14 protein-coding genes are annotated in these 15665 nt (G+C 40.7%); 5 read left to right on the top strand and 9 right to left on the bottom strand.

Features of this window, described 5'->3' with window-relative positions:
* Window position 1: 1 nt before the first annotated feature.
* Window positions 2–736 (bottom strand): glycosyltransferase family 2 protein, encoded by a 735-nt coding sequence (locus H7T97_RS07100; RefSeq protein ID WP_049522879.1) that lies wholly within the window; start codon window positions 734–736, stop codon window positions 2–4.
* 102 nt (window positions 737–838) lie between these two features.
* Here H7T97_RS07100 and H7T97_RS07095 point away from each other — a divergent pair, with 102 nt between their 5' ends.
* Both H7T97_RS07095 and H7T97_RS07090 read left to right on the top strand, forming a co-directional pair.
* On the top strand, window positions 839–1819 hold the full coding sequence (locus tag H7T97_RS07095; protein ID WP_061455591.1) for a Gfo/Idh/MocA family protein: 981 nt from the start codon (window positions 839–841) through the stop codon (window positions 1817–1819).
* Window positions 1816–2901, top strand: coding sequence for a DEAD/DEAH box helicase (locus H7T97_RS07090; protein WP_201089897.1), 1086 nt, complete (start codon window positions 1816–1818; stop codon window positions 2899–2901). The genes H7T97_RS07095 and H7T97_RS07090 overlap by 4 nt, the downstream gene beginning before the upstream one ends.
* 42 nt (window positions 2902–2943) lie before the next feature.
* Here H7T97_RS07090 and H7T97_RS07085 read toward each other — a convergent pair whose 3' ends face one another.
* From H7T97_RS07085 to H7T97_RS07065, 5 genes are all read right to left on the bottom strand, one after another.
* The gene (locus H7T97_RS07085; protein WP_201089894.1) at window positions 2944–4326 is read right to left on the bottom strand and encodes a polysaccharide deacetylase family protein; all 1383 of its coding nucleotides are present in this window, start codon (window positions 4324–4326) and stop codon (window positions 2944–2946) included.
* A gap of 256 nt (window positions 4327–4582) precedes the next feature.
* Entirely contained in the window at window positions 4583–4963 is a 381-nt protein-coding gene (gene gloA, locus H7T97_RS07080) for a lactoylglutathione lyase (RefSeq protein ID WP_003006623.1), read from the bottom strand.
* Window positions 4964–4992: 29 nt separating this feature from the next.
* Entirely contained in the window at window positions 4993–6354 is a 1362-nt protein-coding gene (locus H7T97_RS07075; protein WP_070595204.1) for a sensor histidine kinase, read from the bottom strand.
* On the bottom strand, window positions 6338–7018 hold the full coding sequence (locus H7T97_RS07070) for a response regulator transcription factor (protein WP_021152983.1): 681 nt from the start codon (window positions 7016–7018) through the stop codon (window positions 6338–6340). Before H7T97_RS07070 ends, H7T97_RS07075 begins: the two co-directional genes overlap by 17 nt.
* 135 nt (window positions 7019–7153) lie before the next feature.
* Window positions 7154–7693, bottom strand: coding sequence for a hypothetical protein (locus tag H7T97_RS07065; RefSeq protein WP_201089892.1), 540 nt, complete (start codon window positions 7691–7693; stop codon window positions 7154–7156).
* Window positions 7694–7898: 205 nt separating this feature from the next.
* Between H7T97_RS07065 and H7T97_RS07060 the strand changes: the two genes are divergently transcribed.
* Window positions 7899–8432 carry a biotin transporter BioY gene (locus H7T97_RS07060; protein WP_201089891.1) on the top strand — a complete coding sequence of 178 codons (534 nt, stop codon included), beginning with the start codon at window positions 7899–7901 and terminating at the stop codon, window positions 8430–8432.
* 303 nt (window positions 8433–8735) lie between these two features.
* Here the strand turns inward: H7T97_RS07060 and H7T97_RS07055 are convergent, their stop codons facing one another.
* Entirely contained in the window at window positions 8736–9458 is a 723-nt protein-coding gene (locus tag H7T97_RS07055) for an ABC transporter permease (RefSeq protein WP_070595201.1), read from the bottom strand.
* 1 nt (window position 9459) lies between these two features.
* Window positions 9460–10416, bottom strand: a complete 957-nt coding sequence (locus H7T97_RS07050) for an ABC transporter ATP-binding protein (protein WP_070595199.1) — start codon at window positions 10414–10416, stop codon at window positions 9460–9462.
* A gap of 106 nt (window positions 10417–10522) precedes the next feature.
* On the opposite strand from H7T97_RS07050, the gene H7T97_RS07045 reads away from it, so the two are divergent.
* Entirely contained in the window at window positions 10523–11233 is a 711-nt protein-coding gene (locus H7T97_RS07045) for a LytR/AlgR family response regulator transcription factor (RefSeq protein ID WP_070586064.1), read from the top strand.
* Entirely contained in the window at window positions 11233–12510 is a 1278-nt protein-coding gene (locus tag H7T97_RS07040; RefSeq protein ID WP_155167797.1) for a sensor histidine kinase, read from the top strand. Before H7T97_RS07045 ends, H7T97_RS07040 begins: the two co-directional genes overlap by 1 nt.
* Window positions 12511–13042: 532 nt before the next feature.
* Here H7T97_RS07040 and H7T97_RS07035 read toward each other — a convergent pair.
* Window positions 13043–15586 (bottom strand): M1 family metallopeptidase, encoded by a 2544-nt coding sequence (locus tag H7T97_RS07035; protein WP_070595195.1) that lies wholly within the window; start codon window positions 15584–15586, stop codon window positions 13043–13045.
* Between the last annotated feature and the right edge of the window lie 79 nt (window positions 15587–15665).

Below are 15665 nucleotides of genomic sequence, written 5' to 3'. Positions count from 1 at the left end.
GTTATTTCTTATATCCTCCACCAATTCTAGCCAATAGCATTGCCATTGTCACTTTGATCATATAGTAAACAGACTTACTGAATGTAATCGATGATTCTCCGTGTTCTCGCTCGTTCATCAAGACCGGTACTTCTGCAACGGAATAACCTGAGGTTAAGAGGGACACAATCGTCTCTGGTTCTGGATAATCACTTGGATATTGTTTAGCAAATTCTTCAATCACTTTTCGATCGGCCACCCGCAATCCTGATGTAGGATCTGTTACCTTTTGACCGGTTAAAATCTTAATTAATTTTTCAAAAAATGAAATTCCAATCCGTCGCGCGAAGGAGGATTGGAAACCTTGATTTTCAATGAAACGAGAGCCAATCACCATGTTCACATTCTTCTCTTGAAGGACTTGCAGCATCTTTCTGATAAATTCAGGATTATGCTGACCATCTCCATCCACTTGAACAGCATATTGATAGCCATTTTTAACTGCATATTGATAACCAGTCTGAACAGCACCACCAATTCCTAAATTAATCGGTAAATCGATAACGTTAAAGTTGTTATTGCGACAAATTTCAAGTGTATGATCTGTAGAACAATCATTGATAATGACATAATCAAATTCAGGTGTATGTTCTTCAATCATCTTGATTGTTTTTTCAATATTTCCACTCTCATTATAAGCAGGAATAATGATCAGTAATTCTGAATTTCTCAATCCTATGTTTTCCCTTCTAAGCATATCACTTCATTATACAATAATCAGTGCATATTTTCTACTTTATACTGTCCCCTCCCCCTTTTCATGGTATAATAGAGTGAATCGATGACGGAAGGACACCTTATGTTAAAGCTGGGAATTATTGGTACGAGTTGGATTTCACATGAATTTATTACAGCTGCTCATCAGACGGGCCACTATCACTTGCAGGCTGTGTATTCGAGAAAGATGAAGACTGCTCAAGAGTTTTGTGAGCCTTATGGAGCAATCTCTTGCTACACGGATTTCATTGACTTCTTAGACAGTGAACTGGATGTGGTCTACATTGCCAGCCCTAATTCTCTTCATTTCGCTCAGGCCAAGCTTGCTATTTTAGCAAAGAAGCATGTCATCATTGAAAAACCGGCTGTGACCAACCCTTCTGAATGGAAAGAACTGGTCAAGCTCGCTAAGGAGCACCAGGTCTATCTCTTTGAAGCTGCCAGAAATTACCAAGAAGCGGCCTTTCAAGTAGTTAAAGACTTCCTCTCTAATCAGGAAATACTGGGCGCCAACTTCACCTTTGCCAAATATTCTTCTAAATTGCCGGCCCTTCTTGCGGGTGAGATGCCCAATATTTTCTCAGATGTCTATGCAGGGGGAGCCTTGATGGATCTGGGAGTCTACTGCCTCTACTTGGCCATTGGCTTCTTTGGAGAACCGATATCCAGCCGCTACACCGCTCAGCAATTACCCAATTCGGTTGATCTCTATGGTCAAGGTGTCTTGATTTATCCAGAGTTTCAGGTTGCCATTCAGGCAGGGAAAAATATCACCAGCCATCTACCTGCTGAAATCTACACCAAGACTGGAACACTAACTCTCAATGCTGTAGCAGCCATCAACCAGGCTCGCTTCGTCAGCCATTCTGGGGAAGTCATCGACCTTCCGATCCAGTCCTGCCCACACCAAATGCAAGATGAGGCGGAAGCCTTTGCCCTTGCCATCGCTCATCAAAAGCCAGCTGCTTATCTTGAATGGTTACAAACAGCTGAGCAGGTCCATGAAACCCTCTACCAGATGCGTCAAAGCGCTGGAATACAATTTAAGGATGAAAAAGAATGAAAGAACAATTTCCACAAAGCTGGAAAGACCAGTTAGAAACACTTGGATTTGATACATTCACTGAAATTCAGGAACAGATCTTCTCCCCTATCTATGAAGGAGAAAATGTCCTCGGGATCAGTCCTACCGGTACAGGTAAGACACTCGCCTATCTCTTTCCGAACTTGCTCAAACTCAAACCGAAGAAGGCCCAACAACTCTTGATTTTGGCTCCTAATACAGAATTAGCAGGACAAATTTTTGATGTCACCAAACAATGGGCAGAGCCTCTCGGTCTCCAGACACAACTCTTCCTTTCAGGATCTAGTCAAAAACGGCAAATCGAACGCCTCAAAAAAGGACCCGAAATCCTGGTTGGGACGCCTGGTCGGATCTTTGAGCTGATCAAGCTGAAAAAGATCAAAATGATGAATGTAGAAACCATCATTTTAGATGAATTCGACCAATTACTGAGCGATTCTCAGTACCACTTCATCGACAAGATCAGCCACTATGCTCCCCGTGACCACCAATATGTCTACATGAGCGCCACAGCTAAGGTCGATCCAGACCAGCTAGAGGAAAATACTCTTCGCGTTACGGTTAATGGAGTTTCTTTGGACAATATCCAACATTTTTATATGCGAGTGGATAAGCGGGACAAGGTCGAATTGCTCCGCAAACTCGCCTACGTCGAAGATTTTCGTGGTCTGGCTTTTTTCAATAGCCTGTCTGATCTGGGTAGTGCTGAAGAAAAACTACAATACCGGGGTGTTGAGGCCGTATCGCTCGCAAGCGATGTCAATGTCAAATACCGCAAGGTCATTCTGGAACGCTTCAAAGACCATCAGCTGACCCTCTTGCTGGCCACCGATTTAGTCGCTCGTGGAATCGACATTGAACATCTTGAGTGTGTGATTAACTACGATATTCCTCGTGATGTGGAGACCTATACCCACCGTGCCGGTCGAACAGGACGAATGGGGCGTGAGGGCTATGTAATCACCTTTATCACCCACCCAAAAGAACTCAAATCCTTAAAAAAATACGCTTCTGTACGTGAACTGGTTTTAAAAAATTCCGAACTCTTTTTAAATGAATAAGAAAATCCTCTGCTAGTGAATGAACTGCAGAGGATTTTTACGTTAATTTCCATTGTAATAAATGCGATGACTTTCAAGTTGATAATCCAACAATTCATCCACCGTTACAAAGGTATAGCCTTGTGATTTGAGGTAGTCAAGGACGGTCGGTAGAGCGTCAATCGTGGTTTGATGGATATCATGCATGAGGATAATCGAACCCGGTTTGACTTCTTTTTTCACTTCATTGAGAATAGCCGTCGTATTATGCGTCTTCCAATCTAGGCTATCCACATCCCACATGATGAAGGATTGGTCGACACCGTATTGGATGGCACTATTGATGGCTCCATACGGAGGACGGGTAATCTTGGTCTGCACACCTGTCGCTTTTTGAATAGCTTCTTGGGTATCCAAGATTTCTTTTTTAGCATTATCCAAGCTCAATTTTGGCAACTGAGGATGATCCCAGGTATGGTTCCCGATTTGATGACCTTCTTTGCGAACTTGCTTAGCAATATCCGGATTCGCGCTGACATTTTTTCCAACCATAAAGAAGGTAGCTTTAGCATTGTATTTCTTTAAGATGGCCAGCGCCTGAGGAGTCGTGGTTGGATCTGGTCCATCATCAAAAGTCAGAGCAATCATCTTACGGTGGCGTTCTTCTATATAGGATTCGTAAGAAGCTAGATCATCAGGAAGCAAGCGCTCTGAATCGATCACATCATAGAATTTAGACAAGGGAACAGTGAAGGTATCATCTCCCTTAACCTTGGTTGGAAATGGAATGGTGAAATTTCCTTTTTCATATTGGAATTCCCATTGGCTCAAATCCAACTCTGAGAAGTGGGCAACCATTTGATCAATGCTTTCCTCGTCCAGCTGACGAAAGGCTAGATTTCCCCGCAATTCCTCCAAAAAGATCTGCTTGGCTCCATCTGGATCCGCAAAAACTTGGCTCAGGGTCAGAGGATTGTTCTCATCATCCAAGTAAAAGAGGGGCAACTTCACCGTCTCATCTTTGATGAATTTCCCTTTTTTGTACTGGTATTCAGCCCGTTTGATTTGGATAGGGTGATAACCAACAAAAGGCGCTTCTGCTTCTTCACTATGGTAGAAGGTCAAATGCTTTGGTTCTTTGGTTTTTTCATCGGATCCTAGACGCTGAAGGTCTTCTTGGATCTTCTCTTTCACAATCTCAACAGGCTGTCCATCCTTAGTAGGATAATAAGCCGTCACATAAGAAGTTCCTAAAATCCCTTCCTGAACTTGAACATCTTTCCCTTTTTCAGAGCTTTTCTCGAGTTGGGTGACCTTGGCAAACTGATCCTGATAGGCTTTTTGTTCACGAACCCTTTGAATCTTTTGATAGCTGATATACAAAAGACTTAGTAAAAGGAGATTTGTAATGATTAATAAAATAGTTTTCGTGTGTTTGAATCTCATAACTTTATTATAGCAAATTTCTCTCGAAAAAACATTCCTTTTTTGTAAATGGTTTCATAAAAAGAGAGAGTGGGACAGAAATCGGTAATTTGTAAGAATTCGATTTCGTCGTCCCACCTCCGCACAGTTGAGTAGGGCTGTAAAAGCTGATGAAGTCAGCGTAGTAGAGCCCACTCAACCACTGCGTCTTGCTCGACAATCCAAAAATAATTGAGAGGCTAGGAATTTTATCCCAGCCTCCTATTTTTAGTCCCTCTTATTTTTCGCGAATGACTTCTACTTTATACCCATCCGGATCTACAACGAAATAGTAATTCGGTTGCGTCCCTGGAAGACCTTTTGGTTCTGTCACTTCATAGCCTTTAGCCTTGTGTTCCGCATTCAAACCTTCTAGATCAGGAGTACTCAAGGCAACGTGAGCATAGCCATCTCCGATGACATATGGACCATGATCATAATTGTAAGTCAATTCCAGCTCATAGTCATCTCCAGGCAAGGCCAAATAAACAATCGTGAACTTGTAGTCTGGAAAATCTTTCCGACGTTTTTCTTCAAAACCAAAAGCATCTTGGTAAAAAGCGATTGACTTTTCTAAGTTTTCCACACGAAGGCAAGTGTGCAACATTTTTGAACTCATAGGTTTTCCTCTTTTCTATTTTTAAAAGATTATGAACGATTTTTTTTACGACTTTCCGTCTTAATGGATAATTTCACTTCAAAGATGGTCCCTTTTGGTTTATTATCTTTGACTTGAATGGTCCCTTTAAAGGCTTCTACGATTTGCTTAGCGAGGGATAACCCCAAGCCAAATCCACCTTTTTGACGGGTTCTGGCCTTGTCGACCCGGTAAAAACGATCAAAGATCCGTTTCTTATCCTCATCTCGAATCCCTGGACCATTATCCAGCACTCTCAAAAGAAGATTTTTATCCTTCAATTGAACTTCAAACTGGATCTCACCATCTTCATCGGTATACTTCAAGGCATTGTCATAGAGAATGGTCATCAATTGCTTGAGGAGCGTTCTATCAGAACAAATGACTTTGTCCACCTGATTGTCTCCTCGGAAGATTTTGCCATTTTCTTCTGCAATGATCTCAAAATTCGAGAAGGTCTGATCGAAAAAGCTTGGTTCGATATCTTCCATCTCCGGCTTCAAGCCGTCATCTCTTCGAGCGATATTAAGAAGGTTGGTGGTCAAGAGCTTCATATTTCGAACTTCATCCAAACTGGATGCAATATTCTCACTCGATTCCATAATGGTCGCTTCAGGCTTTCTAAAAAGCGTTTCGAGGCGATTTTGCAGAACTGCTAAAGGCGTCCTCAACTCATGGGAAGCATTTTCCACGAAAGCCTTTTGCTTTTGCATACTCTCAAGAAGGGGCTTGACGCTGAGACGTGCTAAGAAGAGACTAGCGAATAAAGAGATTCCCCAGAAGCAGATCATGACAAGGGCAATTTGACTTTCGTGCTCTTCACTGGTCTGCTCTAGCTGACTGATATTGGTCATGACAACCGCATACTTGATATCACTATCACTTTCATCATCAGATAAACTCAACTCTGCCATATAGGCCCGGTAACTTTCTTTTTTCCCATAGCTATTTGTAATTTGAAGTTGGGAAACCTTGTTGAGGAGCTTTCGACCAAACGTCACGGTTTTGAAGTTTAAAAACCCATTACCGGTTGTCAAGTTTTCATATTTTTTATTGAGCAAAACAACAGTGGTATTGGATGTGACATCCCCTTTAGGTTCTGATTTATCATGATCTGGGATCATCATCTCATGATCATTATCATCTCCTTTGGTATTTGACTGTCGCTGGTCTCGATAAGCAATCGCTACAAGCGAGTAGGGATCCTGACTGAGAGTCTTGAGGTTTTCATCGACCGTTGTATAGAGACTCGAGCGCATGACCTGGATGATAATCAGGGTCATGGCTGAGAATATCAAAGTAAAGAGCCCAAAATATCGGATGAAGTAGGAAAAATCATCTTCCCCGACGGTTTTCTTAATTCTGGTTAGCATCTTTTAAGATATACCCCACACTGCGCAATGTTTGCAAGTTCTCAACGAAATCAGTACCTTTTAATTTCTTACGGATTTTTGAAACATAGACTTCAACCACTGAGATGGTTGTGTCACTATCAAAGCCCCAGAGACGATCGAAGATCTGGGTCTTTGGAAGGATGACATTTTGGTTTTGAAGGAAATAGACCAAAAGATCAAATTCCTTCCCAAGAAGTTCCACTTCTTTCCCATCCACATAAGTCGAATTGGTAGATAAATTGACCTTCAAATTGCCATAATTGAGGGTATTTTCATTGACCTTTCCTGAGCGCTTCAAGAGGGCTTGAATCCGCATCTTGAGTTCTTCTAGGTAGAAAGGTTTGGTGAGGTAATCGTCTGCCCCTAGCTCAAATCCGTGTCCCTTGTCATCCAGACTTTCTTTGGCTGTCATGATCAAAACAGGGGTTGTCACGCCTTTTTCACGCAATTCTTTCAAGACATGGAAACCGTCTTTTTCAGGAAGCATGAGGTCCAGCAAAATCAAATCATAGATCCCGCTTTCTGCTTCGTAAAGGCCTTCTTCTCCGTCAAAGACCTGCATGACATCCGCAAAATCATCTAAAAAATCAAATACTGAATTTGACAAACCAAGGTCATCTTCGACCAATAGAATTTTAATCATTATCGTATCCTCTTCTCTTTCGTGAGCGAGTCTTTCTAATCTATTCTTAACCATTATAACACGACTTGCCTTCATTTCCTATAGTTTAGAACCTGGTTTTATGATCAAATTCAGCCTGCCTGAGGAAGGCTAATTCTATGAGTTTGTCGTGTTTTCTTTGTTACTTTGACTATCACTCGTCTTGTTTTTATTTTTTGAATTCTTCTTGTTGGACTTTTTAGAGGAACCCTGGTTCCCTTCTTGTCCGCCAGATTGGTTCATGCCGTTATCTGGACCATTCCCTTGTGGGCCACCATTGCCTTCCTGTGGCATCTGACCAGGTCCGCCACCTTGTGGGCCGCCTTGTCCTTGGCCACCACCTTGTGGACCACCGCCTTGAGGACCGCCATCCTGTGGGCCACCAGTTTGCTGGTTTCCTTGTGAAGCATGGCCATTTTGACTATTTTGTTGCTGATTAGATCCTTGGTTCTGACCCGTTTGGACCGGTTGAGAAAATTGTTGATTATTGGAAGATTGTGAGGCGATGACACCGACACCAAAGCCACTTCCAGCACCAACCAACAATCCACCAACGGCTGCCATGCCAATCCACCACTTAGGACTTCGTTTGAGGACAACCATTTTTTCTTTGGATTCTTGCGTTTCGACTACTTGTTTTGTTTCTTTTTGATTCATCTTTTTACCTTTTATCTTTTTGTACAAGTACTTTTCTTTTAAAATTTAAAGGGAGCTCGATCCTTTAGTAAGGCGATTATACTTTAGGAGTCTTAAGCCTGCCTAAATTTTTACTTAAAAAATCCTAAAACAAGCGTGGGCTATTGACAGGTTGAGCTCCTTATTGTAGAATAGTTACCATAGAATAAATACGAGGTTAACTGTTATGAAGAAAATCTTTCCCTTAGTTCTCATCTCCATTGGAGTGGCCATGATCTCCGTCCTATCTCAATTCACCATTCCATTTGGTCCGATTCCTTTGACCCTACAGACACTCATGATCGGGATCATCGGGACCATCTATAAACCCAGCCATGCCTTTGTCACAGTCTGCCTCTACCTGCTTTTAGGCTTCTTAGGTTTTCCAGTATTTGCCGGAGGTGCTGGTGGTGCTTCGCATTTCCTTGGTCCTACTGCTGGTTTCCTCCTCTTCTTCCCATTCCGAGCATGGATCACGTCTCTATTTACCAATGCTAAATCCAGCATTTTCACTATCTTTTTTGCCAATCTCCTCAGTAGTGCTCTCCTCTTTGTGTCAGGAGCTATCGGCTTTATGCTGGTCACGCATACCGATCTCCAAAAAGCATTTACTTTGGTCGTTGCTCCCTTTATCCTTGCTGACCTCATCAAACTGGTCATCATCACGATCACCAGCAAGGCGATTTTTGCCAGCCTCAAACACCACTGGTATTTCAAATAATACACAAAGGGCTTAGCGGATATATTAAAAAAGAGAGTGGGACAGAAATCGGTAATTCGTTAGAATTCGATTTCGCCGTCCCACCTCCGCACAGTTGAGTAGGGCTGTAAAAGCTGATGAAATCAGCGTAGTAGAGCCCACTCAACCACTGCGTCTTGCTCGACAATCCAAAAACAATTGAGAGGCTAGGACTTTTGTCCCAGCCTCTTTTGTTATAGGCATACATTTGTAAATCTCTTCAATTAAACTACTTTTAAATGGATTACTGTTTCGAAGAAGAACCTTCTATCTCCCCTCCTTCCTTTATTTTTCCTTATAAAGAACTCTCAAGATCAGTAACTGTGTTAGCAAAATCCAGATGATCAGAATAGTGAAGTCAAAAAATGAGACGTGACCATGACTATAGACACAAGCTCGTAGGAGGTTGACAGAAGGGACAAATGGAAGAACATGATAGAGATGGTTTACCCAATCTGGAAGACGACTCGCTGGGTACATGATTGGAGAAAACATCAAACCAATCATGAGAATCAACTGAGACATCAGCGTGACAATATTGGGAGAAAAAGTATAAGCAATGGCAAATCCAAGACTGATCATCGTAAGACAGATCAGAAATAGGATGAAAACAGCCAGAACAGATACATTTAGGCGGACAGAAAAACGAAAATAGCCCAGTATAACAGAAATGAACACTCCAGGCAAAATAGCAATCATCCACATCCAAAGATCTGCTAAGGAAATCAGAATTCGAGGTATTGGAAGGGCTCGTACGTAGTCTACATGTCCTTCTGACTTCGCATTTGCTATAACAGGGGATGAGATAGTACAGCCAATAGAAATGATTCCTATCAGAACTGAACCAGAAGAGAGATAGTAGGCAGCTGTCGTATCAATCTCACCGATCACTAGTGGATAACCAAAAAGAAGTGAAATGGACAACAGAACCTGAGCTAGCGTAAAGAGTAGAAATAGATCTTTTTGACGAAGATAGTTCCAACGAAGTAAGTAAAAAAATTGAGTCATATCAGTTTGTCAACTCCTCTCTATAAAGATCTGAAATGGATACGTTTTTCTGAGCAAGTGACAGATTAAAAATATTCTTTCTATCCAATTCCTGTGTTATTTTTGGTAGCAGTCTCGTTAACTCCTTCTCTTCTATTTCAATCTGGCAAATCGAACCATTGATAATGGTATAATCTTGAAATAGAGCTAAGCTATCTGCATTCCTAAATTCAAAAGAGATTTGATACTGTTTTTGATAGGTTATTTGCTGAACTGGTCCTGATTTGATTAACTTCCCATGGTTAAATAATGCATAGTTGTCTGCATATTTTTCAACTTCCAACAAGTTATGTGTCACAATAATAATGGTATGCCCTTTATGCGCCAACTTCTGTAATAATTGCCACTGTTTTTCACGACGTATTGGATCGACATCGTTCGTCGGCTCATCAAGAAGAATGATGGTCGGAGATCCGATTAAAGCCATTGCAAAAGAGGTCAGACGCTTTAAACCACCTGAGAGATCCTTTCCTTGTTTTGCCCGATAGTCCTCAATTTCCAACTCGGTTAAGAGCTGATTCATTTCTTTTTGTAAATCTATGGTGTTTAACCCTCTCATTCTTCCAAGCATTTCTAAGTTTTGTTCCACCGTTAATTTTTCAAGTGGTGCATACTGTTGAGACATATAGCTCATCATTGAGCGAGCTTGTTTACGATTCTGTACAAAAGAAATGTCTCCATAGCTAACGTCTCCTTTATCAGGTTTGGTAAAACCAATCATTTGATTTAAGAGGGTGGACTTACCAGCACCATTGTGTCCTAAAAAAGCTGTAATTTTAGCGGCTTCTATTTCTAAGGAAATATGGTTATTAGCAAAATGTTGCTTATCAAATGATTTTGTCAAATCTCTAATAGTCAGTGTTGCAAATGTCTTCATCTCATCACTCAAGACTGAGAAGATTTTCCCAGCTTCCTTCATTTTTGATAAGATTATTGTATAATAAACATATGACTTTCCTTGGTTTACGTCATGATTTACCATTTTAGTGTCATAATTAGCCAACTCAATTTGATAAGGGGGACTTATGTTAAACGTCGTTATTTGTGATGACTCAACTAGAGATGCTAGTCAGTTAGAACAGTATTTACTTTCTTACGACAAGGTTCCTGTAGAAACAAAACTATATACAAATCCACAAAAAATGCTAGAACAGTTAACAAGGGATACACATTGTGTTTTTTTGGATATTGATATGCCACAAATTTCTGGAATTGACCTTGCACGTGAAATTCGTCAGTTCAATCCTTTTATCCCCATTATTTTTGTGACCAGCTATCGTGATTATATGGAACAAGTATTTGAAGTACAGACTTTTGATTACTTAGTAAAACCAATTGAACCTCAAAGGCTAAATAAGGTAGTAGACAGAATTTTACGTTATTTAGATTTAGGACAAACCATCTTTAACTTCTCATTTGGAAAACAAAGTTACTCTATTCCTTTAAGTGACATTACCTATTTTGAGAAAGATAAGCGTTCCGTTTTTATTTACACACTAGCAGATACCTATAAGTCCTTACTGAAAACTCAAGAAATTTTAGATAAACTACCTGATTATTTTATTCAAATTCATGCTTCTTATATTGTAAATCCCAAATATATCAAAGATTTTGATGCGAAAACAGTAACTATTTTGCTAAATGGAACCGAGGAACATTCACTTCCAATTAGTCGTAAGTTCCAGTCTTCTTTTAAAGAAAAATACTATAACTATCTCAGTGAAAGGAATTTCTAATGCTAATAGGATTGCGGATCATTAGTATCTTGTTTGACTTATTTCTAGCAAGTGTTTTATTTTATGGGCCAATATCCAAAAGTAAACATTCAAAAGAGACACTTTTAGTCCTTTGTTGTTGCTTTCTTTTTCATGTGGCTCTAGTGTTTCTATTTTTAGAAAGTCGCGTTTTTTTAGTCAGCAATCTCCTTCTTAGTATTTTAGAATCCTCTCTTGTAGGACTCTATTTTGGCTACTCCTTTCGTGATTCTTCCTTTTGGATATTCTTACAAACAAGCCTGACATTATTAGCCGGAGCTGTCCTCAATCAAGCTATCCAACTATTTCTTCCACTATCAAAAGTATCGAAAAATTTAGGAATGATTAGTGGTTACCTTGCCATCAGTTTTCTTTTTTCAACTGTGATCACTCTTGTTCTTCGACAGCTATTTCGAACACATCAAAAGTTAAGCATGGCAACATCTAGAAGAAATTGGCTTTATCAATTTATCGTGCCGATTTTATCGATTATTTTTGCCTTTACTGTATCTGCTATTCAAGGGCAAGTATTTGGACCAGATTATCTTTCTGTCATTTCACTCTTGTCTCTTATTGTATTGTCGTTTTCCTCGCTGTATTTTACCTTACATCTTTCTCAACAACAGCACGCTTATTATCAAAATAAATTAGATAAAGAACAACTTCAATTCCAATTAAGAGAAACACAGCAGTCTCAAGAAGAATACCAACGATTGCAAAGTCTTCGGCATGACTTAAAAAATAAACATTTAACCCTCTTGGCACTTCTAGAAGAAAATCCTGATGAGGCTAGAGAGTACCTTCAATCGTTAACCGATAGTATTTCAGGAAAACAAACCTTTTACTCCAAAAATCCAACGGTTAATTATTTACTGAATCAAAAACTGCACGATGTGGAAGATGAAATTGAATTGGATATTAACTGCTTTATCCCACAAGAACTATCTATTCAGCCAGATGTTCTAGCTGTTATTTTAGGAAATTGTTTGGATAATAGTATTTCAGCCTGTCTTCGATTGACTGATAAATCAGAGAGAACATTGTCTCTGAATATACGTTATTTTCAACAAAATCTATTTATTTCGATCAACAATACCTTTAATGAACAGGAACAAGAGACTCGTAAAACACGTCAAAGAGATGGTTGGGGCTTGCGAAACGTTGATGCCCTAGTACAAGAATACCAAGGAACTATCAAACGATTCAAAGAAAATGGCCATTATCGAACGGAGATCCTCTTACCAAGTCCAGTAAACTAATGATCCTTCTCCTTTGAGGTCTTATTCAGGTCATTTATAAAAAAGAGGCTGGGCAAAATCTGTCCAGCCTTTGATGTTAGATAGAAATAACAGTTTGACACATTGGTTGATTGCTCATAGCACTGCTTTGAGGTGACGCAAACAGTATTTCCTTTATCTGCAACCTCCAACACTCTTCCAGACTGTTGTATCTATGCGAGGGTGGAAAAATTGAAAAGAGAGGACTTCTTTCCCACTCCATTAGGATGTAGTTAAACTATCATTAACCAACCTAAATGATGCCCCAAAAATTAAAATAATATATTTTTTAAGTCTCAATCAAATATACACTGAAACTTTCCGCCGTTAGAAAAGTGCCTGAAACACAATTGTTTCAGGCACTCGGGAGTTTTGAGACCTTAGGCTCAAAACTAAGTCATGGAACTTCAAAGAAGTTCGCTGATGTCCGTCCTCACCTAAGGAAAGTTTCAAAGATGACGTTGTCTACATTCTAAGATGCTACAGAATGAATTCTGTAGCATCTTTTTTCAATCTATTTTGTCGCAAGGATAGCGGCTTCTACTGCTGCTTTCTCCCGCTCGATAAGATCAATACGAGCTGCAATTTCTTTAATTCCCATCTTGATATTACGGCTGATCGCCATATCATCCAATTGAGGCTCAAAGAAGGCCTTGTATTCATTCAACCGTTCACGGGTCTTGAAACAGTTAGCTGGGTAGATGACAAACTTATCAAAGCTCATATCACCACCGAGGGCTTTCTTGATCCAATCCCAGTTTTCACGCGCCCAAGTCCAGGTTCTACCTTGGGTAAAGTCATCATGCAAGAAGTTGTAATACCAGCTCATAGCCAAGTCCTGAGGTTTCACCACATCCTTGTTCTTCCACTCCTTCAATAGAGCTTCCAAAGTTTCCTTATCCTTGGTATAAGAAAGTGCAGCCGCCAACTGGCGTTTAAAGTTTCCATCAACTGTCTTAACATAAGTATCCAGGTATTGTTGGCTAAGCTCCTTGGTTTCCTGGTGCTTGATTTGGTTGACCAAGATTTGCAAACGGATGGCCGCTGGAAGTTTTTCCAAATCATCTGCATGCGCTTCAAAGATAGCGCTCGCTTGAGCTTTTGCAGCTTCATCATTGGCCTTGATCATATTAGCAATCATTAGTTGACGAACTTTTTCGTCTTCTTCTGTTTCACCAGGCTTAGCTTCTAGACCCAAGCGTTCAAAGTTGTAACGGTTCAGGCGTTTCAACAACTCATGGAAGGCCGCTTCTGTTTCAGTTCCTTCATCCACAAAGAGACTGATTCCAGCTAAGACGCTCGAAACAGCTGAAACAACCAAGTAGGAACTTTCTTCTGTCAAGTGTTCAATCACTGGCAAGAGGCTTGCATAAGAAATTTGACCACTTTCCGCTAAGAGACGGCGTTCTTGAACCACTTGTAGTTTCGAAGTGCTATCCAAGCTAGCAAGTTCAGCAAGGATGTCTTCCAACAATTCCCCACGGTAGTCACTGATATAATGAGCTGTATTTTCTGTATTGAAGCGAAGAGCTCCGCTGTTAGCTGCTTTCAAGGCACTGTAGTTTGGAATTTCTAAGACTTCAGTTTCCAAAGTATCTGGAATACCTGTCCAGTTGCTATTTAAAGGAACAACCCACTTGCGACCTTTTTCTTCTCTTTCTCCGATGAAGAACTGCTCTTGACGGATGATCAAGGTATCGTTCTCCACAGAAGCTGAGACAACAGGGTATCCTGGTTGCTCCAACCATGAATCCATAAAGGCTGCGACATCACGACCTGAAGCCTGCCCAAGAGCATCCCAAAGGTCACGACCGATGGTATTGCTGTATTGGTGTTTTTCAAAGTAGATCTTCAAGCCTTTACGGAAGGCGTCATCGCCTAACCAACGGCGAAGCATGTGCATGAGACGGCTACCCTTGGCGTAAACAATTGCTGGGTCAAAGAGGGTGTTGATCTCATCAGGGTGTTTGACTTCCACATGGACGGATTGAACGCCATCTGTAGCATCGCGTTTCAAGGCAGCAGGCACACCGGTTGTTTGGAAGTCTTCGAAGATATTCCAGCTTGGTTCGATAGCATCCAAGCTGACATATTCCATCATATTGGCGAAGCTTTCATTCAACCAGAGGTCATCCCACCATTTCATGGTCACCAGGTTTCCGAACCATTGGTGAGCCAACTCGTGAGCCACCACTAAGGCTACTGTTTGACGGCTTTGGGCAGTCGAATTCTCATCAACAAGAAGGTAGACTTCACGGTAGGTTACCAAGCCCCAGTTTTCCATCGCACCTGAAGAGAAGTCTGGAAGGGCGATATGAAGAGATTGAGGGATTGGATACTTCACGCCATAGTAGTCTTCGTAGAATTCAATAGCACGAACGGCAATATCTAAAGAGAAATCTAAGTTTTCTAATGGGTGAGCTTTTGTTGAATAGACTCCGACAAGGGTTCCATTCTTAGTCTTAGCTGTCACTCCTTGAAGATCTCCAGCTGCAAAGGCAAGGAGGTAAGAAGACATCCGTGGAGTCGTAGCAAATTTCCAAATTCCTGTTTCTTTGCGGTTTTCTACATCGATTTCAGGCATATTTGAAAGGGCAATTTCACCTTCTTCTTGGTCAAATTTCAAAGAAAGATCGAAAGTTGCTTTGGCTTCAGGCTCGTCCACACTTGGAAAAGCTTCACGAGCAAAATGGCTCTCAAACTGAGTAGAGAGGACTTCCTTCTTCACGCCATCAATGCTGTAGTAAGATGGGTAAATCCCAGTCATATTGTCTGTGATCTTACCAGAATAGGTCAGGGTAACTGTCACTTGACCTGTGCCTTCCAATTCAACATAAACTGCTTCATTGGCATCATCAACCGTAAATGGACGAGCTTGACCTGCTACTTCTACTGTTTCGATGGTCAAATCCTTTTGGTGAAGCGAGATACGAGTCTCTTTTGCTTCTCCGTTAATGGTCACTTTCCCTGAGAAAGTTTTACTAGAGCGGTTCAAATCCAAGAATAGATCGTAGTGCTCAGGTACAAATGTATCAATAAAATGTGCAACTGCTTGCATAATTTCCTCCTTTTTATTTTCCATGCTTTCCAATCAAAAGCCCTAATAAAACTATTTTATCACAAAGTCAAAATAAAAG

It is taken from the genome of Streptococcus parasanguinis, assembly GCF_016648925.1.
Taxonomy (GTDB): Bacteria; Bacillota; Bacilli; order Lactobacillales; family Streptococcaceae; genus Streptococcus.
The sequence above is the reverse complement of the archived record's forward strand: the minus strand, read 5'-3'. Positions and strand labels throughout refer to the sequence as shown.

Bases quoted from the DNA above. Each gene is read 5' to 3' on its own strand.
- H7T97_RS07100 (WP_049522879.1), bottom strand. From the start codon at position 736: ATGCTTAGAAGGGAAAACATAGGATTGAGAAATTCAGAATTACTGATC.
- H7T97_RS07095 (WP_061455591.1), top strand. From the start codon at position 839: ATGTTAAAGCTGGGAATTATTGGTACGAGTTGGATTTCACATGAATTT.
- H7T97_RS07090 (WP_201089897.1), top strand. From the start codon at position 1,816: ATGAAAGAACAATTTCCACAAAGCTGGAAAGACCAGTTAGAAACACTT.
- H7T97_RS07085 (WP_201089894.1), bottom strand. From the start codon at position 4,326: ATGAGATTCAAACACACGAAAACTATTTTATTAATCATTACAAATCTC.
- gloA (WP_003006623.1), bottom strand. From the start codon at position 4,963: ATGAGTTCAAAAATGTTGCACACTTGCCTTCGTGTGGAAAACTTAGAA.
- H7T97_RS07075 (WP_070595204.1), bottom strand. From the start codon at position 6,354: ATGCTAACCAGAATTAAGAAAACCGTCGGGGAAGATGATTTTTCCTAC.
- H7T97_RS07070 (WP_021152983.1), bottom strand. From the start codon at position 7,018: ATGATTAAAATTCTATTGGTCGAAGATGACCTTGGTTTGTCAAATTCA.
- H7T97_RS07065 (WP_201089892.1), bottom strand. From the start codon at position 7,693: ATGAATCAAAAAGAAACAAAACAAGTAGTCGAAACGCAAGAATCCAAA.
- H7T97_RS07060 (WP_201089891.1), top strand. From the start codon at position 7,899: ATGAAGAAAATCTTTCCCTTAGTTCTCATCTCCATTGGAGTGGCCATG.
- H7T97_RS07055 (WP_070595201.1), bottom strand. From the start codon at position 9,458: ATGACTCAATTTTTTTACTTACTTCGTTGGAACTATCTTCGTCAAAAA.
- H7T97_RS07050 (WP_070595199.1), bottom strand. From the start codon at position 10,416: ATGAAGGAAGCTGGGAAAATCTTCTCAGTCTTGAGTGATGAGATGAAG.
- H7T97_RS07045 (WP_070586064.1), top strand. From the start codon at position 10,523: ATGTTAAACGTCGTTATTTGTGATGACTCAACTAGAGATGCTAGTCAG.
- H7T97_RS07040 (WP_155167797.1), top strand. From the start codon at position 11,233: ATGCTAATAGGATTGCGGATCATTAGTATCTTGTTTGACTTATTTCTA.
- H7T97_RS07035 (WP_070595195.1), bottom strand. From the start codon at position 15,586: ATGCAAGCAGTTGCACATTTTATTGATACATTTGTACCTGAGCACTAC.